A 19,823-nucleotide genomic window follows, 5' to 3' on the forward strand; every position below is an offset into this window, starting at 1 on the left:
GCTAGTTACAGCCGCATCCGCCCCCGGCTGCCTGACCGCCGCCGGACGATCCTTCCTTGGAAAAATGAATATGGTTATCGAGCGAGGCCTTCAGCGGGTCGGGCTGCCAGGCCATGATGTCCTGGGCCAGGTTGCCCCGTTCCCAGGGTTTTACCGTGCTGCAGCCGCTGATCATCAGCAGGATAGTTACGGTAAGCAGTAATCGGCTGAGCATGGACTCAATACTCCGTTATTTTTGCTGCAGTTGCTGAATGACTTCAGCGCGGATTTTGCTGATATCGGAGGGCTTGAAGCCCTGATGCACGCTCTGAATCCGTCCCTGACGATCAATCAGGTAAGACGTTGGCATACCACGCAGACCAAAAGCGGTGGGGGTTTTGCCTTCGCCGTCGTACAGCGTTGGGTAGCTGACCGGGAATTCTTTCAGAAACGCACGGGCATCTTTGACGTCTTCATCCAGATTGATGGCCAGCACTTCAAAACCCTGGCCTTTAAGCTCAGAACGCAGTTCGTTCAGCAACGGCAGGGACTTACGGCAGGGGCCGCACCAGGAGGCCCAGAAATCAACATACACGACTTTGCCTTTGTAGCTGGCCAGTGACAGCTGACCTTTCTGGGTTAACAGCGGCAGTTTGAAGGCCGGGGCTTTGTCGCCGGTTTCCACCGCCAGACTCAGGGATGAGGTCAGCAGGCTGGTCAGTAACAGTACAGCGGTCATCAGTAAGCGCACGGGCTTATCTCCTTATTAAGCGAAAATATCAAAGTCGTTAACCCGCAGCGGATAATTGCTGTTCAGGACGCTTTGATCAACTCCAAGCAGCTTACGCAGAGCCTGGTTAACATGAGCCGGGGTCAGCTTGTCGCCGCTGGCATCGGCCAGGCCGGTGCTGCGGTTCAGTGTCTGAGCACGATATTCACTGGTGGAGGCGCCGAACACTTTGCCGCCGGTGCTGCCGGGGTGCAATACCATCATGCTGGTTACCGGCCAGTGATCTTTGCCATTACCGGAATTGTAGTAGGGTGTACGGCCGAAGTCAGAACCAACCACGACCGTGGTGCGGTCGGCGATACCGGCGTATTGCAGGGCAACCTGCAGGAAGTGGATGCCTTCCAGTAAGTCCCCCAGTTGCGGATAAGCACTGGCGTCGTGATTACCGTGGGTGTCGAAGCCACCGATATTCAGATTGGCCGAGGCCGCCAGGCCACTGTGGAAGGCGGCGGTTACCACCTCTGCCTGACTTTTCAGGCTGTTGGAACGGTTCGTGTTCCAGTTACTGTCGCGGCTGACGTTGGCACGGATATCGGCCAGCGATACGCTCAGCTGACCAAGATTGCTGTCTTCACTGCGCATACCGAACAACTGACTCAGCTGCTGGCGGCGTAACGGCAGTGGCTCCTGTTGCTGCTGGCGCTGAAGCCTGGCTTTCTGTGCAGCAACAATAGCGCTGTACTGGTCGATGCTGCGGTCACTGGTGCGGAACATAAAACCCCGGTCGCCGCTGTAGCGGTTAGGGTCTGCCAGCTGGTTAATAAAATCTGCATTACTGGCCCGGGCACGGGCAACCAGTGAGTCGGTAAAGTCGTAGCCACCGTTGCTGATAAAGGCCATTGGCAGGGTTGGGCTGGTGGCCGCAGCAAAGTAGGCGGCAAGGCTGGGATAACCAATCTCTTCTTTTCCAGACCATATTACGCGGTTGCCGGTATCGTGGTTATTGGTGCCGGTATCGATGCCGTTGATGACGGTCAGACGGTTGCCATAGGTATTGAAGAACTGATCGAACTGGCCTTCTACCCGCAACAGTACGGCATCGTCGTTGGATACAAAGGATGGGATGGCACTCCAGCGGATATTGCCGAAGGCTTTAGCCGGGTCCAGATCGACGGAGTTGGTAGAGCCCAGATGGCGGTTAGACTGAGCTTCATAGGCACTGTTCAGACCTTTGGGATCGCACAGCGAGGTCGGGTCCCAGCCACCACTGGCATTAACAACCACCAGAAACCGGTCGGGTGCGGCTGCAGCATGAGCCTTGGGAGTCCACAGCGGCATTTGTGCGGTCATGCCGGTGGCCGCCATGAGTTGCAGAAAGTGACGACGTTTCATGGCGTTCTCCTTATTCGTAGGCAAAGCGGTAGTCAGACAGCAGATAAGTAATTACAGCCATCCAGGCGCGGATGCTGTAATTCTCATCCCGTTCAAGGCGTAATTCCTCCGGCATATCGCCATTGGTACGGCCGTCGGCGGCACGGTACCAGCGCGCGCGACATTCCCCTTCGAGAGAGGTCCCTGGTCGTGGTTCGTAGTCGCGGTAATTAGCCAGCAGCTCCTGACCCTGGGCCCAGACCTGATAGAACAGGTCATAGCTGGCCTGCAGTTCGCTGCTGTTTATATCAAGCTGTTCGCCCAGCAGTACCCAGTGCAGATGCTGCAGGTTGTGTTTAATCATACTGACAGCCTGAGCGTTGACCGTGCCATCGCTGTTCAGCGGTGTGGTTGTCGGCTCAACATAACGGAACAGCTTGCGTTCGGTGGCTGTGCGGGTGAAATCCAGCGCGGTACCCCGGCAGGCCATTTCTGTCGCCATACGCTGCTGAATGGCGATGGTCAGGCCGCTGGGTTCACGGATGCGTTCGGTAATGCTGTCGGAATCCATGCCGCCGTACATAATGCGGTTGTTTTCATTGCCGAACTCATCCCAGCCAAAGCCCAGGGTAGCCTGCAGCTTGCGCTGCATCTGTTCCGGGCTGAGGAACTGGGTGGCACCGATGTGTTCGTTGGCGACCAGTTTGCCGGCGTCCAGCGCTTTGGCGCGGTAGTAAGGACTCATGATGATGCCCTTTACCCCGGTTTTGATATTCCAGCCGTCGGCCGCCATGGCCTGACCGATGGTGTTAATGACGGCGCGCTGGCTGTTATAAGCGACTTTGTCGGCATCACTGCCATTTTCGCCCGGTGATTCCAGCGGCTCCTGGCCAATGATCCCGGTATACAGGGTGCGCATGGTGGCGCGGATAAAGCGCGGGTCGTTGGCGATTTCGGTACCCAGCCACTGCAACATCTTGCGGAAATAGCCGCTGCTGCCGGACAGTGGAATGGTTTTACCAGCCAGACCTGCGGGTTCTATATCGGAGCTGTCCCAGCGGTTAGGGGAGGTGCTGCCGGTCACAATAAACTGGCCGCGGTCGGTAAAGTGCTGGAAAGCAGAAGCAACCGGGTCCATTACCTGATGGCAGGCATAGCAGGCCTGATCAAGCAGCGTCGGGTTTGCAGTACCTGTACCAATACCATCGCCCGGACGGTCACCCTCAATTTTCAGAATGTCGGTGTCCAGAAAATAATCAAAAACAATACGTGAACGGTGACGGTTGCGGTTGGTTACGGTAGTTGGATAGCGGTTTAAGAACATCGGAGAGGTCAGCACACCGGCGTGATAGAGGCCGCCTATTTCATATTCGAGATTCTTTTTTACCTGTGCCGGGCGGAAATCGTTCGGGTCGTAATAAACTTTAACACCGTTGGCATCACAAACTGGCTCAGCCAGCTGCTTAAAGGGGGTACCGGAATCAACCAATGTTGCTTCATAGACCTGCTGGCTGTACCAGTTCACCATCATGTAGTCGGCATTCATATAGAGGGTGTGAGGCAGACCGTTTTTGGCGGCGTAACGCACCAGCTCAAGAGGTTCGCGGGCAACGGCATCGTTAGTAAGTGTGCGCACACAGCCACGGATGCTGCTCTGCTCATCCGCTGGGTAAGCATCGTTGTACCATTTACGGTTAGGGTAGTCGTCAGGGTCCAGCAGGTTGACTCCACCTTCAGACTGATTACTGGTCAGGTATTTGTCGGTCAGCAGCTGTTCGTTAAAAGCTTCCATCAGCCATTGATAAAAATTCTCTTCATTCATCAGCTGATTGAGCGCAAGGCTCAGGCCGCTTTCGCCATTATTTTCCACCATGGCAATTTCGCTGTCGGTGGGCAGGCGGCCAGCCAGTTGTAAGGCTGCACTGCGCAGGGTAACGGTCAGTTCGTTATTGGCGACACCTTCCAGTGTGGTTGTGGCAGCGGCAAGGTTATAACCATTGAACGCATAAAGGATGTATTCCGCGGTATCGGTCGCACAGCTGCCACTGCAGCTGCCTACTTTTCCGATGGGCATGGTGCGGCTGATTTCATCCGCCAGAACGCTCAGAGTTGAGCAGGTGGCACAGGCAACCAGTGACGAGCCAATGGGAGTACCGTTACCGTCAACCCCATGGCAGGATGCGCACTGGCGTTCATACTGGCGCTGTCCTTCGGGGTTGTAATTGCCAATCAGAGTGCCATTGCCGCCATTCGACGCGCCGCCAACATCTCCTGAATATTCGCTCTTGCAGCCGCTCAGGGTTGCGCCCAGAGTCAGCAGTAATACCAACCAGAGTGTGTGTTTCATCCTCGCCTCACCGCGTTGAATCATGCCTTCTGCGGGCATTCCTTTTGTTATTGTCCTGATGGATCGGATCTTTTATAGCAGTCATTCCGTGAAAAAACTGTGAACAACGCTCAACTCTGATGATATGACAGAACCGGCAGTGTAATTTTTTGTGGCGCAGAAGGGGCATGCTGTATCTGCTGTCGCCTGTGTTCATGCAGAATACTTAGTAAGTGGTCTTTATATGGTACTTCGGTACTTTTTCTTGTTCGGAATAAATCAGCCGCTATTCCCTTCACTGCAAGGTTTGCCTGCTAGACTGAATTCATCATACGGATGGATGAATTATGTCCCAGCGGTTACTTTCGCCAATGGTTTTTATTTGGCTGATGTTTTTTTCTGTCCCTGATGGAATAGCAGCAACCGCTGATATTGCAGAAGGTAACAATAATAAAGAGCGCATTACTGATCGTAATGTCCGGACGGCAGAATATACCGATATCCGCACATTAGCGTCCGGGCAGGAGCTGGATCCGGTGCTGCAATATTACGAAGATACCCAAGCGGCCATTCAGGGGGTACCTTCGGCAGCCTTGGCCTGGCAGTACAATCTGCAGCATAAAATGTCTTTTGGTTATACCGATTCTGTGTACTGGTTTCGTCTGGCGTTGAGTAATCCCGGGGATCGGTCCGAACAACGCTTCCTCAGTCTTACCTATCCAGTGCTGGATCATGTCCGTGTCTATCACCGCAGTAATGAAGGAGATTGGCAGCAGCTGGAGCTGGGTGATAAGCAATCATTTTATCAACGACCGGTAATTCACCGCTATTTTGTTATTCCTCTGACGCTGGCTGCCGGCGATGCTGACGAGTGGATATTCCGCGTGGAGACCTCCAGCTCTATGCAGTTTCCACTGAGTATCTGGCAGGAGCGTGATTTTTTTATTCACGACCAGCACCAGATTCTTGGGATGGGTCTTTATTACGGCATTATGCTGATTATGGTGCTGTATAATCTGTTTATATTTCTGGCGGTAAGGGAAGCAAATTATCTGTACTACGTGCTGTATGTTGGCAGCATGGCAGCGTTTCTTGGTAGCTTGCAGGGTATTAACTTTCAATATCTCTGGCCGACAGCTACTGAGTGGAATGACCAGAGTATCATTGTATTCCTCAGTGGCGTTGTACTCTTTGCGGCTATTTTTACCCGTAATTTTCTTAATCTTCAGGAAGTTAACTGGCTTAACCGCTCCTTTGGCGTGATTGTTATTGCTTCTCTGGCCATTGTTGTGATGAGCAATATTATCCCATATCACACCATGATCCGGGTTTTGATTGCGACGGCGGTGATTGGTATTGGCCTGGCTATTTATGGTGGTGTCTGGCGCTGGAGTCAGGGATATTCTGCGGCCCGTTATTACACCGTTGCCTGGTCATCAATGTTGATCGGTGGTGCGATTCTGGCAATGAATAAATTCAATATTATTCCGCGTAATATGTTTACTGAGAATATCGTCCAGTTTGGCTCGGCACTGGAAGTTATTCTGCTCTCTTTTGCTCTGGCTGATCGTTTAAATCAGGAAAAACGTGAACGTTTTGAGGCTCAGATAGCGGCTTTTGAGCATGAAAAAATAGCCCGCATAGCACAAGAGGATGCGCTGGAGCAGGAGCGAAATGCGCGGCTTGCTCAGGAAAAAGCGCTGGAACATGAACGTGAAGCACGTGAAGCGCAGGCAAAGGCGCTGGAAATTCAGCGTAAAGCAACGGAAACTCTGGAGCTTCGTGTTAAAGAGCGCACCTTAGAGCTGGAAGATGCCAACCGTAAACTTGAGATAATGAGTATCACTGATCCGCTGACCAATGTCCGGAATCGTCGTTTCTTTGATCAGATTATGCAACGGGAAATGGCCCGTGCTATCCGTGAGCGTGAGCCGCTCAGTCTGCTGATGCTGGATGTGGATTATTTTAAAAAGGTTAACGATGTTCATGGTCACCAGGCGGGGGATGAAATTCTGCGTGTGGTCGCTCAGGCTATACGGCAAACGGTACACCGTAATACCGATCTGATTGCGCGTTATGGCGGTGAAGAGTTTATTCTTATTCTGCCCAATACGGAGTTGTCCGGAGCGATGCTGGTGGCTGAGTGTTTACGCAAAACCATTGCTAATCTGAGTTTTGACCGTCTTGCCGAAGGCCTGAAAGTAACGGTCAGTATCGGGGTACATGGTGACGTTCCGCAGTATCAGGATAAGCCAGAGCATTGGGTGCGTTATGCCGATGAGGCCTTATATTATGCTAAGGCCAATGGTCGTAATCAGGTGACACATTATCGTGGATGATTGTCGTAAGAAATAATAAAGGATGCATGGCATCCTTTATTATTTTCAGTTATTCCTTGCAGAATGATAGGGCTTTATTCACTGCGGTAGCCAATCCGGAAGCCTCCCCAGTGACGGCCATTCACATAAATAGGCACGGATAAATCGTGCATCACTTCACCGGTATCCCGCTTATAGGTCTGCAATAAAAATGGCCGGGTGTTGGCGCCGCAACGTGCTCCGGTTCTGTCATTGAAAATACGTTTGGTACGGCTCTGCAGCAGATCTTTGGCGTAATCGCCGGTCAGTGGCTGAGAGAAACGTTTATTATGGGTTGGGAAATAACCATTAACATCAACTGCTCCGGCATAGGCAATGCTGCTGTTGCGTTCAAGAATTGGCTCCTGAATCGCCGGAAAATGCTGATCACTGAACGCATCATAGCTGGTTGAGTATTTTGTTGGACTGGTGCCTTTAATTGGCTGGTAATTTTTATCAAATACCTGATCTTCCGTCAGTTGTCCTTTGCTTATTGTTTCACTGAGCAGTGAGCCTATGGCCGCAGCGGCAGCTATTGCTTCTTTTTTTGCGGTGTCGTGGGGTTCTCCAAGCTCGCTGTTACCAAAGGCTTCGTAAATTTTTTCAGCGGTTTCAGAAAGCCCCAGTGAGCGTTCGGCAATGGAGGCTATTTCATGCTCGGTCAGTTGCAGTCGTTTGCTGGTCTCCTGCACGATGGATGAAATATGGCGGATATTCTGACTATTTTCCTGAACGCTGGATGCAATCGTGCTGATGCTGTGTTCGATTTCTTCAGAACGATCATAAATATCATTAAGGTGTGTGCTGATTTTTTGTGTCATCTGCACGCCATGGTCAATGGTTACGGTCAGCTGTTGACTGTTTCCTACAGCATTTTTAATTTCCAGATTAATCTGATTAACGGTATCGCCAATCTGCTGTGTTGCATCGGACGTTTTGGCTGCCAGTGCGCGAACTTCATCGGCCACAACGGCGAAGCCGCGTCCTTGTTCCCCCGCGCGGGCTGCTTCGATTGCTGCGTTCAATGCCAGCAGGTTGGTTTGTTCGGCAATGTCGCTGATAACCCGGGTAACGGCTTTAATTTCTTCGGATTTCGCTTCAAGCTGTGCAATCAGTTCAGCATTGGTATTAACCTGCTGTCGGGTTCCTTCCATCTGGGGGATGGTTTCATCAACGGCTTTTTTGCCATGGGAGTTAATGGTTTTGGCTTCACTGGCTGCGCGTGAGGCTTCCTGAGTCTGGCTCACCATGTGTTCAACGGTGTCGTGAATCTGGTTGGCTGATGCAACAATCTGGTCGGTATCGGCAACTTCGTCATGAATCTTGGTTTTCATCTGGTCGGCGGCATACGACATTTCCGCAGCGGCAATTGCAATGCGGCCGCCGTGTTCTGACAGTTTGCTTTTTAATTCGCTGTAAATACTCAGCTGCTGTTCGAGCCGATCCAGATCTTTCTTCAAATAGGAAGGCAATGGATGGCGAGTGCGGTCGTGCTGAGCCGTGGGATGAGTCAGACGGTGTGCAATCTGGTGGCTTAGCAGGATCTGGGGACGGATGACCATGCGATACAGAACGGCAAGAGTAGCAGCGATTGTTATCACAATAACAGAGACTGTCGTCAGATCTGGCGGAGTAGACAGGTGGGCCAGTTGTGTCAGAACCAGGCTGGCGATGAGGCTGATCAGCGTTGCCAGCAATATGCGGATTCCATGCTTTGACATATTACGCTCCGGAATAGTTATTCCTTTCAGCTTAGTCAAAGCAGAGCGGAGTCGCAGAAGTAAATGGTAGTAGTCTTCAGGCGTTGTCTGATCTGGCGGGGTTTCGGACTAAAGGTTATAACGTGACTTTTTTGCAAATATAAAGTGCAGAGTCGGTAATCTGGATGTGTTTGTCGGGGGGATAAGGAATAGGGGAGGAAGTATTCACCAATCATTCAGAGAAATGATTGGTGCCCAGGGAGAGACTCGAACTCTCACGAGCATAGCTCACAGCGACCTGAACACTGCGTGTCTACCAATTTCACCACCTGGGCTTGAGGCGCGGCATGTTACCACTTCGCACATCACACTGACAGTACTATTTTTGCTTGGTACCAGAGGCCGGACTCGAACCGGCACACCCGCAAAGGCGGGGGATTTTGAATCCCCTGCGTCTACCAATTTCGCCACTCTGGCGCATCAGTAGCGTGTCAGTGGCGCGCATACTACTCGAAAAAAATGCGCTGTCAACAATTTCTCTAATGATTTCCTTAACTTACCGGCTTATCTCCGGTAATCTTGCAGCCCTCCAGTCATTACCGCACCGGCCGGGGCTGCAAGCCGACTTTTGCAGTCTCAGAGCCCGCCAAGAACGAGATGAAGACCAGCGATTTTCACTTTGATCTGCCGGACGAGCTGATTGCCCGTTATCCGATGGCAGAACGCAGTGCCTCACGTCTGTTGTGCCTTAATGGTGCAACCGGTGAGCGTGCGCATCATACTTTTAAAGACCTTGCCTCCATGCTGGAGCCCGGTGATCTGTTGGTGTTTAACAATACCAAGGTGATTCCGGCGCGCCTGTTTGGCGAAAAGCTCAGTGGCGGCAAACTGGAAGCCTTAATAGAAAGAGTGACCGGTGAGCATGAAGCGTTAGCTCATCTGCGTTCTTCCCGTTCACCGAAGCCCGGCAGCCGGATTTTGTTGGGCGGTGTCGAGGTTGAGGTGGTCGGCCGCGAAGGGGCGCTGTTTCAGTTACGCTTCCTTGATGAACGGTCGTTGCTGAGCATTCTCGATGAAGTCGGTCATATGCCTCTGCCTCCTTATATGGAGCGTGATGATGCCGAAGAAGACCGCGAGCGTTATCAGACGGTGTATGCCGAGAAGCCGGGTGCAGTGGCGGCACCAACTGCCGGGCTGCATTTTGATGAACCGCTGCTGCAGGTGCTTAAAGAGAAGGGCGTTAACTTTGCCTACGTTACCCTGCATGTGGGCGCGGGTACCTTCCAGCCGGTGAAGGTGGATAATATCCACGATCATGAGATGCACGCTGAGTATATTGAAGTCAGCCAGGACGTGGTTGATGCGGTGAACGCCACCCGTGCTGCCGGTAAGCGTGTCGTGGCGGTGGGTACCACCTCGGTGCGCAGTCTGGAAAGTGCCAGCCAGAGTGGTGAGATTGCGCCTTTCTATGATGAAAGCCGTATCTTTATTTACCCCGGTTACCGCTTCCGCAGCGTCGATGCCATGATCACCAACTTCCATCTGCCGGAATCGACCTTAATTATGCTGGTGTCTGCTTTCGCCGGCCGTGATAACACCATGGCAGCCTATGCCGAGGCCGTTGCCCAGCGTTATCGTTTTTACAGTTATGGCGATGCCATGTTTTTATCCCGTCCGCAGCCAGTGCTGAACGACGCTCAACCGGAATAATGTCCATGACCCGTGAATGTTTTATGCAGTTTGAGCTGCACTCCGAAATTACTGATGGCTCAAGCCACGCGCGCCGCGGCACCATTACCTTTCCGCGCGGCAAAATTCAGACCCCGGCGTTTATGCCGGTGGGAACTTATGGCTCGGTGAAAGGCCTGAACCCCGATCAGGTTGAGGCGCTGGGCGCTGAGATTATTCTCGGCAATACCTTCCACCTGATGCTGCGTCCCGGAACTGAGGTGATTAAAGAGCACGGTGATCTGCACGATTTTATCGGCTGGGATAAGCCAATCCTGACCGACTCCGGCGGCTTTCAGGTGTTCAGCCTTGGTGATATGCGCAAAATTACCGAAGAAGGGGTGGCTTTCCGTTCGCCGGTCAATGGCGACAAGGTCATGATGACACCGGAAAGCTCGATGCAGGTGCAGCGCGATCTGGGTTCCGACATCGTGATGATTTTTGACGAATGCACACCGTATCCGGCGACCGAAAAGCAGGCAGCCGATTCGATGCGCATGTCATTGCGTTGGGCCAAGCGTTCAAAAGACGCCCATGGCGATAACCCATCGGCTCTGTTCGGCATTATTCAGGGCGGTATGTATGAAGACCTGCGTGATGAATCCCTCGCCGGTCTGCTGGAAATCGGTTTCGACGGTTATGCCATCGGCGGTCTGAGTGTGGGCGAACCGAAGCCGGACATGATGCGCGTGTTGCGTCATGTGGCGCCGAAAATGCCGCAGGACAAGCCGCGTTACCTGATGGGCGTGGGTAAGCCTGAAGATCTGGTAGAAGGTGTGCGTCGCGGGGTGGATATGTTTGACTGCGTGATGCCAACCCGTAATGCGCGTAACTCGCACCTGTTCACCTCGAAAGGGGTGCTGAAAATCCGCAACGCCGCCAACCGTACCTACAACGGCCCGGTGGATGATGAGTGCGACTGCTACACCTGCAAAAACTTCAGCCGTGCATATCTGCACCATCTGGACAAATGCAAAGAAATTCTGGGGGCTACTTTAAATAGCATTCATAACCTCCATTATTACCAGACCCTGATGGCCGGTTTGCGCCGCTCACTGGAAGAAGGTACATTTGCCGGGTTTGTCGATGAGTTCTATGCCAAACGGGGCATGAAGACCCCGCCACTGGATCAGGACTCCGGAGCCAGGGAATAAATAACACGCGGCGCTTTACGGTGCCGTCTGTAAACATTTTGTCGTTCAGCCGTGACATACTCGCGGTAAGTAATTGGGAGACTCTCTACATGAAAGCAATTCTGGCAGCTCTGGCCTTAACTACCTCCGGACTGGCTATGGCCGACGGTGGCGCGGCAGCACAACAGCCAATGGGCATTACCGGTCAGCTGGTATTCCTCGGCGGTTTTCTGCTGATTTTCTACTTCCTGCTGTGGCGTCCACAGAGCAAGCGTCAGAAAGAGCATAAAAATCTGATCGGTGGCCTGAGCAAAGGTGATGAAGTGGTAACCGCCGGCGGTATGCTGGGCAAAATCACCAAAGTTACCGATGACTTTGTGGTTATCGAAGTGGCTGACGGCGTACAGTTGCCGGTGCAGAAAGTAGCCATCACGGCGGCTCTGCCAAAAGGCACCATCAAAGACGTTAAAGCTTAAGCCCCGTCTCCGGGCTCAGGACGGTCTCTCAGGAGGCCGTCTTTGTTTTCTGAATAAGGAATAAGGGCAGTTGTATGCTCAATAAATACCCGCTGTGGAAAAACCTTCTCATTGTGCTGGCGCTGATTTTTGCCTGTCTTTATGCCGCACCCAACCTGTATCCGCCCGATGCTGCTATTCAGGTAACGCCGGCCCGTTCTGGCGCTGAAATGTCGGAAGCGGTACTGACTAAAGTCCGTTCTGCTCTGCAGGAACGCAATATCGAATTTTTTGGTGAAGAAGTGAGCGGCAGTACGGCACTGTTTCGCCTGACCAGCAACGAAAATCAGTTGCCGGCAAAAGACGCCGTACAGCGTTTGCTGGGTGATGAATTCATTGTGGCACTGAACCTGGCGCCGACCACCCCCGACTGGTTGCTCAATATGGGCGCGGGCCCGATGACGCTGGGTCTGGATCTTAGCGGTGGTGTGCACTTCCTGATGGAAGTGGATATGGATGATTACGTTAAAAGTAAAATCGCCAATTACCGTGAAGAATTCCGTAACCGTCTGCGTGAAGAACAGCTGAAGTACCGTCGAATTCAGATTGAAGATCATAAGCTGCGTATCAGCTTCGTCGATGCTGAAGTCCGGGCGCAGGCTAACAGCTTTATTTCCCGCACCTATCCTGAATTCCTGCAGGAAAATGAAGATAAAGGTGAGTACGCTGACGTTGTTCTGGCGATTACCGAAGCAAAAATCAAAGAATTTGAAGACTACGCCATCAAGCAAAACCTCACGACCCTGCGTAACCGGGTGAACGAGCTGGGTGTTGCTGAACCTCTGGTGCAGCGTCAGGGCCGTAACCGCATCGTGGTTGAGCTGCCGGGTGTACAGGACACTGCTGAAGCCAAGAAAATTCTGGGCAAAGCCGCGAATCTGGAGTTTCGTCTTGAAGCCGAGCCGGGTGCCAGTCGTTTCCAGACCGAAGAATATGCCTTCCGTAATGAGCAGTTCCGTACTGCGCGTCTGGAAAAAGCCATTATCGCAACCGGTGACAGCGTAACTAACGCTCAGCCATCCTTTGATGAGAATGGCTTTCCGCAGGTGAATATTGATCTCGACGCCAAAGGTGGCGCGATGATGACTCAGGTTACCCGTAAAGCAGTAAAGCGTCGTATGGCGGTACTCTTTGTTGAGCGTAAGCCGAAAACCACCTATGAGCTGGTCGATGGTGTGGAAACACCGAAAACCATTCAGATTGTGGAAAAATCCATTATTTCTCTGGCAACTATTCAGAGTACGCTGGGTAACAGCTTCCGAATTACCGGCCTGGAATCTGCAGAAGCCTCTGAGCTGGCCCTGCTGTTACGTGCCGGTGCACTGGCGGCGCCAATGTACTTCGTTGAAGAGCGCACCGTGGGTCCAAGCCTGGGTAAAGAAAATATCGAAATGGGTATTAACTCAGTGGTATTGGGTCTGGCATTAGTGTTGGTGCTGATGGCTGTTTACTACCGCTTGTTTGGTCTGGTTGCCAACGTAGCCCTGTTGGCCAATATCGTTATTCTGATTGCTCTGATGTCGATGATCGGCGCCACGTTAACGCTGCCGGGTATTGCCGGTATCGTATTAACCGTGGGTATGGCGGTGGATGCCAACGTACTGATTTTTGCCCGCATACGCGAAGAACTGGGCAATGGCCGCTCGCCACAGCAGGCGATTCATGAAGGTTATAACCGTGCCTTTATCACCATTTTCGATGCCAACCTGACCACGCTGATCGTAGCGGTCATTCTGTTTGCTGTCGGAACCGGTCCGGTGAAAGGATTCGCGGTTACACTGTCGTTCGGTATTATCACCTCGATGTTTACCGCCATTGTTCTGACCCGCGCCATTATTAACTGGATTTACGGTGGCCGCCGTATTGAAACATTGTCTATCGGAGGTCAGTCATGATTGGGGCGACCAACTTTAACTTTATGCGTCTGCGTCATGCGGCCAGCATTCTGTCGATTATTCTGATTGTTATTTCTATCGGCTCTATCGCAGTCCGTGGTCTGAATCTGGGTCTGGATTTTACCGGCGGTACGCTGCTGGAGGTTCAGTATGAAACACCGGAATCCATCGAGCGTATATCAACGGCACTTGAAAATGCCGGTTACCGTGATGTAACGGTTCAGCATTTTGGTGCGGAAACCGATGTATTAGTGCGTATGTCAGAAGCCTTCCGCGACAATCTGGGTGCAGAAGTTCTGAATGTTCTGCAAACCCAGAGTGCCGATAATAAACTGACGCTGATGCGCAGTGAGTTTGTTGGTGCGCAGGTCGGTGAAGAATTACGTGACCAGGGTGGTCTGGCTTTATTGCTGGCGTTGTTTGTGGTGATGATTTACGTTGCCGCACGCTTCCAGTTTAAATTTTCGGTCGGCGCTGTGGTGGCATTGTTCCACGACGTAATCATCATTATTGGTCTGTTCTCACTGTTCCAGTGGGAATTTGATCTGACGGTAATGGCAGCGCTGCTGGCGGTCATCGGTTACTCGCTGAACGATACCATCGTTGTTGCTGACCATATTCGTGAAAATTTCCGCATGTTGCGCCGCGGTGATTCAGAAGAAGTCATCAACTATTCGATCAATCAGACGCTGGGTCGTACCATTATGACCTCCTTAACCACCGCTTTGGTGTTGTTTGCTCTGATGATTGTCGGTGGCGACCTGATTCATAACTTTGCGGTGGCACTGATGATTGGTGTGGTGGTGGGTACTTACTCGTCGGTATTTGTTGCCTCCAGTCTGTTGCTGATGATGAAGATCAGCCGTGAAGATCTGATGCCGCCGGAAGTGGAAGAAGTGGACGATCGTCCATAATATTTTCTGGTCAGAAAAAAACGCATCGCCTGGCGATGCGTTTTTTTTATCTTTTTATAACCATTAATCTGAGCACTGCGGACATTCTATGCTGAGCTACCGCCACGCTTTTCATGCCGGCAATTTTGCCGATGTACTGAAACATCTGATTCAGGTTGAAATCCTGCAATACCTGCAGCAGAAAGAAAAACCTTTCGTCTATATCGACACTCACTCAGGTGCCGGTCTGTATTCACTGCAATCGGCGGAAGCAGAGAAGAATGCCGAGTTTGAAACCGGTATCGGCCGTCTGCAGAACTGCGACTGGCCGGAATTACAGAGCTACCTTAATGCGGTGGCCAGCAGCCGCCCGGATCATGATCAGAGTGGTCTGACAGCCAGTCAGCTTTATCCGGGCTCACCGAGACTTGGGCAACTGTTTTTACGAGAGCAGGACCGCGCACAGCTATTTGAACTGCATCCGCAGGACTTTCGTTTGCTGGATGAATTAATGGCGACTGACCGCCGCTTGCGTGTTGAGCAAAGCGATGGATTTAAAGGATTAATTGCAGCGCTGCCACCACGTGAACGTCGTGGACTGGTATTAATTGATCCGCCGTATGAAATTAAAAGCGATTATGAACTGGTGGTTGATACGCTGATAAAAGCCCACCGGCGTTTTGCCACAGGTATTTATGCACTCTGGTATCCTGTGGTGGAACGCAGTCGTATCAATAAGCTGGAGCAGCAACTGAAAGCCAGCGGCATTGCCCGTATTCAGTTATTCGAGCTGGGATTAAGTGCGGATACCGAAGGGCGGGGAATGACGTCTTCCGGCATGATTGTGATTAATCCGCCATGGACGCTGAAAGATAAAATGCAGAACCTGTTGCCAAGGCTGAGTCAGCACCTGGCCGGAGAGCAGGGCGTCTGGCGTTGTGAGGAGTTGGCGGGCGAATAACGCCCGCTCTCTTTGGTGGTACCTTTATCAGGCTTACTGCCAGACGACACTCTGGGCATGTTCCCTCTGAATCAGGTCGTGGTATTTACTCTCAATTAAGTGGCGTTTGATTTTTAACGTCGGCGTCAGTAAGCCATTTTCCACACTCCAGCTGTCATCCACGACGACCATGGCATCCAGGCGGGCGTGGCTTTCCAGCTTTTTATTTATGTGTTCCAGGGTATGTTGCAGGCTGTCGCGTAAGTGGTCTTTATTATGCGCCTGAGCTTCCGGTGTCAGTACTACCAGAGCAATGGGTTGTTTAAGATTGCTGCCGGTAACACAGATCTGTTCAATCAGTGAATTTTCCATTAATAAGGATTCAATCGGCACCGGCGCGACGTATTTACCTTTGGCGGTTTTGAATATTTCTTTCAGGCGGCCGGTAATCCGGACGTAACCATCACTGTCGACGGTGCCCTTATCACCGGTGCGCAGATAGCCATCGGCGGTAAAGGCTTCGGCAGTTTTTTCCGGCTCCAGATAATACTCTTTCATCACGCAGGGACCTTTCAGCTGAATTTCGCCATCTTCAGCAATGCGCAGATCAACCCCGTCGTAGGGGTGACCAATACAGCCGATTTTATCGCGGCGGAACGGATAGCTCAGCGTGCCCAGACCATTGTTTTCCGACATACCCCAGCCTTCGCTGATATTAATGCCAATGCGTTCATACCAGTGCAGGGTAGCCGGAGAAATCGGGGCCGAACCGGAACCAAACAGGCGTGCGCTGTCGAGTCCCAGTTGCTGGCGGATTTTTTTCGCGACGATGCCTTTCAGAATCGGAATACTGAGCAGACGATTGAGTTTCTTCGGTGGGATTTTGGCCAGTACGCCCATCTGGAAGCGTGTCCAGAGGCGCGGCACCGAGATAAATAACGTCGGTGATACGGCCTTCAGGTTTTCGGCAAAGGTATCGAGTGACTCAACAAAAGCAACGCTGAAGCCGTTATACAGGCTGGCACCCTCGACATACACACGCTCAGTAATGTGAGCCAGTGGCAGGTAGCTGAGCATGCGTTCTTTATTGCCAACCTTCAGAGCCTGGGCCAGAGCCTGGCAACTCCAGCCGTAAGAACCAAAGGTGTTAACGACACCCTTCGGATTACCGGTGCTGCCAGAGGTATAAATAATGGTCATGGTGTCAGAGGCATCAGGAACCGGCGAGCTGGCCAGCGGTGGTTGCTGCAGTAATTCCGGCCATTGATAGCGGGCAGGTATATCGCCATACGGCATAGCGAAACGGGTAATGTGGCTGTCGATGGCGGCACACTGGTGTTCGGTATCGTCCAGCTTGCCAATAAATATTGCCTTACAGTTACTGTGGGCAAGCACGTAGCGGATGGTTTCCTGCCCGGCGGTAAAATAAATGGGTACTGAAACATGCCCGGCCATCATGATAGCCAGGTCGGTAATAAACCATTCGGCACAGTTCTTCGACAGAATGGCAATATGTGAACCTTGTTCGAAGTTCTGCGCAATCAGTGCGTTAGCGATTCTGCGTACCTGATCACCCACCTGTGCCCAGGTGAAATCATGAAAAACCCCATCAATTGGCTGGCGCAGGTAAACGGCATCCGGTGTGGTCTTTTCCCAGTAATAAAGCATTTCGAGAGGTGTCTTGACTGACATGCGTAAATCCTTGTTATTTTTATTGCTGAATTTCGGGCTGTTCACACAGTAATAACTAACTCATTTTTGTTCTGTTAAGAATGGTAAATTGCTGAACAACTGAACACTGATAGCCCACTCCGTTATCACCCGTTTTGTCGATATCGATTACAGAGGCATAGTTAGCAGTCTGTTTTCTTATTCTGTGCTTTGCACTGGCCTGTCGTAACGGTTATCTCCGGCAATAAAAAGGGTTATAAAGGCAGATTACAACATTGTGGATACGGCACCGTTTATATTTAATGCGCGCTGATTCACAGATATAAGGCCCAAAGGGATAAGCCTTGTATGGTTCATGTCCTTTACTGCCAACAATAAAAACAACAACAACCATAAACACCACATCAGCAGGATATTCGGATGATCAAAGGCCTATGGGTTGCCTGCCTGGCAACAGTATTACTTGGCATGCACACGGTGAGTGCAGCGGAACGCGATGCCAAGCAGCAGGATAAGCTGCAGGCAACGGTAATGAGTCAGAATCTGCCTCTGGAAAAACGGATCAGGGCACTGAAGAAGCTGTACGCTGACCAGCTGGAGAATGGCAAAATTAATCGCAGTTTTTGCGTCTGGGATATGCTCGGAAAGGCCGGTCCGGTATTTGCCGCCGTTGATGATCAGAAACTCCGTTCGCTGCATTATGGGCTCGACCTCACCATTATCGCCTATCAGGACGAGGACAGTCTGATCAACGATCTGACATCCGGGCAGTGTGATGCCGCTCTGATCAGCGGTAGTCGCGCCCTCAGCTTTAACCGCTTTGCCGGTACGCTGGAAGCACTGGGTGGCATCCCTGATGTGCAGCACCTGCAGATGCTGATGCAGGTGGTTGCCAGCCCGAAAATGGCTGACAGGCTGCAGGAAGGGGATTATGTCGTGCTGGGGGTGGCTTCTCTGGGGGAAAACTACGCCTATTCCGGCAGTAAGACGCTGCATAAATTTGCCCAGATGGCCGGCAAAGATTTGGTCGTGCCGGACAGCGATGTATCATTACGCGCGCTGGCCGGACAGCTGAAAGCCAATGCCCGTCCGGGAGGTCTGCTGACCAGTGTCGATCAGTTTGTCAGCGGGCAGGCCGAAGCCATGCTGGCGCCACTGGTTGCCTATCATGTCGCGGGTGCGGGTAAGGCAAAACAGGGTATGGGAATAATGAACATGCCACTGTCGCAGTCGACCATTCAGCTGATTGGCCGCAGTGAGCGTTTCCCGATCGGTCTGGCACAGATTCTGCGCGAAGATTTCCTGTTCAAGTTCGATAACTACGTTAAACGGGTTGAAAAAGAGCGGGCGAATATTCCAGCATCGTTCTGGATAGATGTACCGGCTGCGGATCAGGCCAGAGAGCAGGCACGCCTGCGTGATCTGCGTATCGCTCTGCGTGATAAAGGCGTGTACGACCCGCTGATGCTTAAACTGCAGCGCAAAATCCGCTGCAAAGTGGACCCAACCCGCAACGAGTGTCTGAACCCGGTCGAGTAACTCTTGGCTCATGTTCAACTGGTCAGGAGTTCAGCTGGTCAGGAGTTCAGCTGGTCAGAAACCCATCCTTGGCGCGGTCAGTAATCAGTCTGACCGCGTTATGGCTGATGCGGCGTTCGGCCGAGATGGCATAGAATTCCTGCACCAGATCATTCACTTCCCCGACGCATTCCACCTGATACTTGCGGCAGATTTCGTCGCGGATAACGGCTGGTGCAAAGAAAAATCCATGGCCTTCATTACCGAAGGCTTCCAGCAGGGCGGAGTCATCAAACTCGCCGGCAATCTGCATGGGAATGCTCAGGCGGTCGAGCCAGCTCAGCAGCTCGGTACGCAGACCAGAAGCGGTATCGGTCGGCAGCAGCAGTGGGGCATCGCGCAGGCATTCAGGAAACTCCCCCAAATAGCGTTCACGCAGTGCCGGAGTGGCAAAGCAAGCCAGCGTACTGCGCCCAAGCAGGTGGTTAAAGCAGCGGATATTCATCCCGGAAGGAATCGGGCTGTCGGCCAGCACCAGATCCAGACGGTGCACGGCCAGCTCACCCAGCAGAATAGGCATCTGTTCTTCGTGGCAGACGATGCGCATGCGCCCGGATAAACTCAGCGCCGGTACCAGTAAGCGGTGGGCGATGGACTTGGGCAGCGCATCCACAATACCCACTCGGAATTCCAGTGGTCGTTCGGTCGCTCCCTGGTGCATCACTTCCTGCAATTCATCACCGAGGCGGAACATCTCGCGGGTGTAATCCAGCGCCACCCGTCCGGCGTCGGTCAGCTCCAGTCCACGCCCAGCCTTGGCAAACAGGGCATTGCCAAGATCTTCTTCCAGCAGCCTTAGCTGACCGCTGATGGTTTGCGGTGTCACATTCAGCCGTTTGGCGGCGGCAAGAATACTGCCTTCTGCAGCTACCGTATGAAAGTAGAGCAGGTGCTTATAGTTAAGGCGCTTCATAAAATGTTCGTAAAAACCGATGTATTAGTGCAAGATAATTCGAATATTATTTTGTATTCGCGCTGCCTACAATGGCGCAATCTCTTACAAACAG

The 19,823-nt window shown here is 52.1% G+C and carries 15 protein-coding genes and 2 tRNA genes; 8 read left to right on the forward strand and 9 right to left on the reverse strand.

Translation table 11 applies throughout. The features are described 5' to 3' along the window. Position 1: 1 nt before the first annotated feature. Genes HUF18_RS08315 through HUF18_RS08330 form a run of 4 tightly spaced genes read right to left on the reverse strand, consistent with a single transcriptional unit; the run spans position 2 to position 4,427 of the window. Positions 2-214 carry a DUF4266 domain-containing protein gene (locus HUF18_RS08315; RefSeq protein WP_225691835.1) on the reverse strand — a complete coding sequence of 71 codons (213 nt, stop codon included), beginning with the start codon at positions 212-214 and terminating at the stop codon, positions 2-4. Between the two features lie 15 nt (positions 215-229). Then, on the reverse strand, positions 230-730 hold the full coding sequence (locus HUF18_RS08320; RefSeq protein WP_225691836.1) for a TlpA disulfide reductase family protein: 501 nt from the start codon (positions 728-730) through the stop codon (positions 230-232). 15 nt (positions 731-745) lie between these two features. Beyond that, positions 746-2,101: a DUF1501 domain-containing protein gene (locus HUF18_RS08325; RefSeq protein WP_225691837.1), complete on the reverse strand. Its 1,356-nt coding sequence runs from the start codon at positions 2,099-2,101 to the stop codon at positions 746-748. Between the two features lie 10 nt (positions 2,102-2,111). Then, positions 2,112-4,427 carry a c-type cytochrome gene (locus tag HUF18_RS08330; protein ID WP_225691838.1) on the reverse strand — a complete coding sequence of 772 codons (2,316 nt, stop codon included), beginning with the start codon at positions 4,425-4,427 and terminating at the stop codon, positions 2,112-2,114. Positions 4,428-4,753: 326 nt separating this feature from the next. Here HUF18_RS08330 and HUF18_RS08335 point away from each other — a divergent pair, with 326 nt between their 5' ends. Continuing rightward, entirely contained in the window at positions 4,754-6,745 is a 1,992-nt protein-coding gene (locus HUF18_RS08335) for a sensor domain-containing diguanylate cyclase (RefSeq protein ID WP_225691839.1), read from the forward strand. Between the two features lie 74 nt (positions 6,746-6,819). Here the strand turns inward: HUF18_RS08335 and HUF18_RS08340 are convergent, their stop codons facing one another. The 3 genes from HUF18_RS08340 to HUF18_RS08350 form a co-directional block, all read right to left on the reverse strand. Then, positions 6,820-8,484 carry a methyl-accepting chemotaxis protein gene (locus tag HUF18_RS08340; RefSeq protein ID WP_225691840.1) on the reverse strand — a complete coding sequence of 555 codons (1,665 nt, stop codon included), beginning with the start codon at positions 8,482-8,484 and terminating at the stop codon, positions 6,820-6,822. Positions 8,485-8,712: 228 nt separating this feature from the next. Further along, a tRNA-Leu gene (locus HUF18_RS08345) sits at positions 8,713-8,798 on the reverse strand. Positions 8,799-8,853: 55 nt separating this feature from the next. Next, positions 8,854-8,940 (reverse strand) — tRNA-Leu (locus tag HUF18_RS08350). Positions 8,941-9,120: 180 nt separating this feature from the next. Between HUF18_RS08350 and queA the strand changes: the two genes are divergently transcribed. The 6 genes from queA (at position 9,121) to HUF18_RS08380 (ending at position 15,588) form a co-directional block, all read left to right on the forward strand. Next, positions 9,121-10,173, forward strand: a complete 1,053-nt coding sequence (gene queA / locus HUF18_RS08355; RefSeq protein ID WP_225691841.1) for a tRNA preQ1(34) S-adenosylmethionine ribosyltransferase-isomerase QueA — start codon at positions 9,121-9,123, stop codon at positions 10,171-10,173. 23 nt (positions 10,174-10,196) lie between these two features. Then, entirely contained in the window at positions 10,197-11,345 is a 1,149-nt protein-coding gene (gene tgt / locus HUF18_RS08360) for a tRNA guanosine(34) transglycosylase Tgt (RefSeq protein WP_446751462.1), read from the forward strand. 89 nt (positions 11,346-11,434) lie between these two features. Further along, entirely contained in the window at positions 11,435-11,800 is a 366-nt protein-coding gene (gene yajC, locus HUF18_RS08365) for a preprotein translocase subunit YajC (protein ID WP_145471000.1), read from the forward strand. Positions 11,801-11,874: 74 nt separating this feature from the next. Further along, positions 11,875-13,734, forward strand: a complete 1,860-nt coding sequence (secD, locus tag HUF18_RS08370) for a protein translocase subunit SecD (RefSeq protein ID WP_225691843.1) — start codon at positions 11,875-11,877, stop codon at positions 13,732-13,734. Continuing rightward, positions 13,731-14,648 carry a protein translocase subunit SecF gene (gene secF / locus HUF18_RS08375; protein ID WP_225691844.1) on the forward strand — a complete coding sequence of 306 codons (918 nt, stop codon included), beginning with the start codon at positions 13,731-13,733 and terminating at the stop codon, positions 14,646-14,648. Before secD ends, secF begins: the two co-directional genes overlap by 4 nt. An 88-nt stretch (positions 14,649-14,736) precedes the next feature. Further along, on the forward strand, positions 14,737-15,588 hold the full coding sequence (locus HUF18_RS08380; protein WP_225691845.1) for a 23S rRNA (adenine(2030)-N(6))-methyltransferase RlmJ: 852 nt from the start codon (positions 14,737-14,739) through the stop codon (positions 15,586-15,588). A gap of 33 nt (positions 15,589-15,621) precedes the next feature. Here HUF18_RS08380 and HUF18_RS08385 read toward each other — a convergent pair whose 3' ends face one another. Next, complete coding sequence (locus HUF18_RS08385) at positions 15,622-17,259, reverse strand: AMP-binding protein (protein ID WP_225691846.1); 1,638 nt, start codon at positions 17,257-17,259, stop codon at positions 15,622-15,624. Between the two features lie 399 nt (positions 17,260-17,658). On the opposite strand from HUF18_RS08385, the gene HUF18_RS08390 reads away from it, so the two are divergent. Then, a complete protein-coding gene (locus HUF18_RS08390; protein WP_145471004.1) occupies positions 17,659-18,777 on the forward strand; it encodes a putative solute-binding protein in 1,119 nt (372 codons plus the stop codon). Positions 18,778-18,823: 46 nt separating this feature from the next. Here the strand turns inward: HUF18_RS08390 and nhaR are convergent, their stop codons facing one another. Then, entirely contained in the window at positions 18,824-19,729 is a 906-nt protein-coding gene (nhaR, locus tag HUF18_RS08395; RefSeq protein ID WP_225691847.1) for a transcriptional activator NhaR, read from the reverse strand. Positions 19,730-19,823 lie beyond the last annotated feature (94 nt).

This window comes from Thalassolituus sp. ST750PaO-4 (assembly GCF_020320405.1).
GTDB lineage: Bacteria > Pseudomonadota > Gammaproteobacteria > Pseudomonadales > Oceanobacteraceae > Venatoribacter > Venatoribacter alkanivorans.

Excerpts from the sequence above, each read along its gene's own strand:
- HUF18_RS08315 (WP_225691835.1), bottom strand. The coding sequence starts at position 214 with ATGCTCAGCCGATTACTGCTTACCGTAACTATCCTGCTGATGATCAGC.
- HUF18_RS08325 (WP_225691837.1), bottom strand. The coding sequence starts at position 2,101 with ATGAAACGTCGTCACTTTCTGCAACTCATGGCGGCCACCGGCATGACC.
- HUF18_RS08330 (WP_225691838.1), bottom strand. The coding sequence starts at position 4,427 with ATGAAACACACACTCTGGTTGGTATTACTGCTGACTCTGGGCGCAACC.
- HUF18_RS08335 (WP_225691839.1), top strand. The coding sequence starts at position 4,754 with ATGTCCCAGCGGTTACTTTCGCCAATGGTTTTTATTTGGCTGATGTTT.
- HUF18_RS08340 (WP_225691840.1), bottom strand. The coding sequence starts at position 8,484 with ATGTCAAAGCATGGAATCCGCATATTGCTGGCAACGCTGATCAGCCTC.
- queA (WP_225691841.1), top strand. The coding sequence starts at position 9,121 with ATGAAGACCAGCGATTTTCACTTTGATCTGCCGGACGAGCTGATTGCC.
- tgt (WP_446751462.1), top strand. The coding sequence starts at position 10,197 with ATGCAGTTTGAGCTGCACTCCGAAATTACTGATGGCTCAAGCCACGCG.
- yajC (WP_145471000.1), top strand. The coding sequence starts at position 11,435 with ATGAAAGCAATTCTGGCAGCTCTGGCCTTAACTACCTCCGGACTGGCT.
- secD (WP_225691843.1), top strand. The coding sequence starts at position 11,875 with ATGCTCAATAAATACCCGCTGTGGAAAAACCTTCTCATTGTGCTGGCG.
- secF (WP_225691844.1), top strand. The coding sequence starts at position 13,731 with ATGATTGGGGCGACCAACTTTAACTTTATGCGTCTGCGTCATGCGGCC.
- HUF18_RS08380 (WP_225691845.1), top strand. The coding sequence starts at position 14,737 with ATGCTGAGCTACCGCCACGCTTTTCATGCCGGCAATTTTGCCGATGTA.
- HUF18_RS08385 (WP_225691846.1), bottom strand. The coding sequence starts at position 17,259 with ATGTCAGTCAAGACACCTCTCGAAATGCTTTATTACTGGGAAAAGACC.
- HUF18_RS08390 (WP_145471004.1), top strand. The coding sequence starts at position 17,659 with ATGATCAAAGGCCTATGGGTTGCCTGCCTGGCAACAGTATTACTTGGC.
- nhaR (WP_225691847.1), bottom strand. The coding sequence starts at position 19,729 with ATGAAGCGCCTTAACTATAAGCACCTGCTCTACTTTCATACGGTAGCT.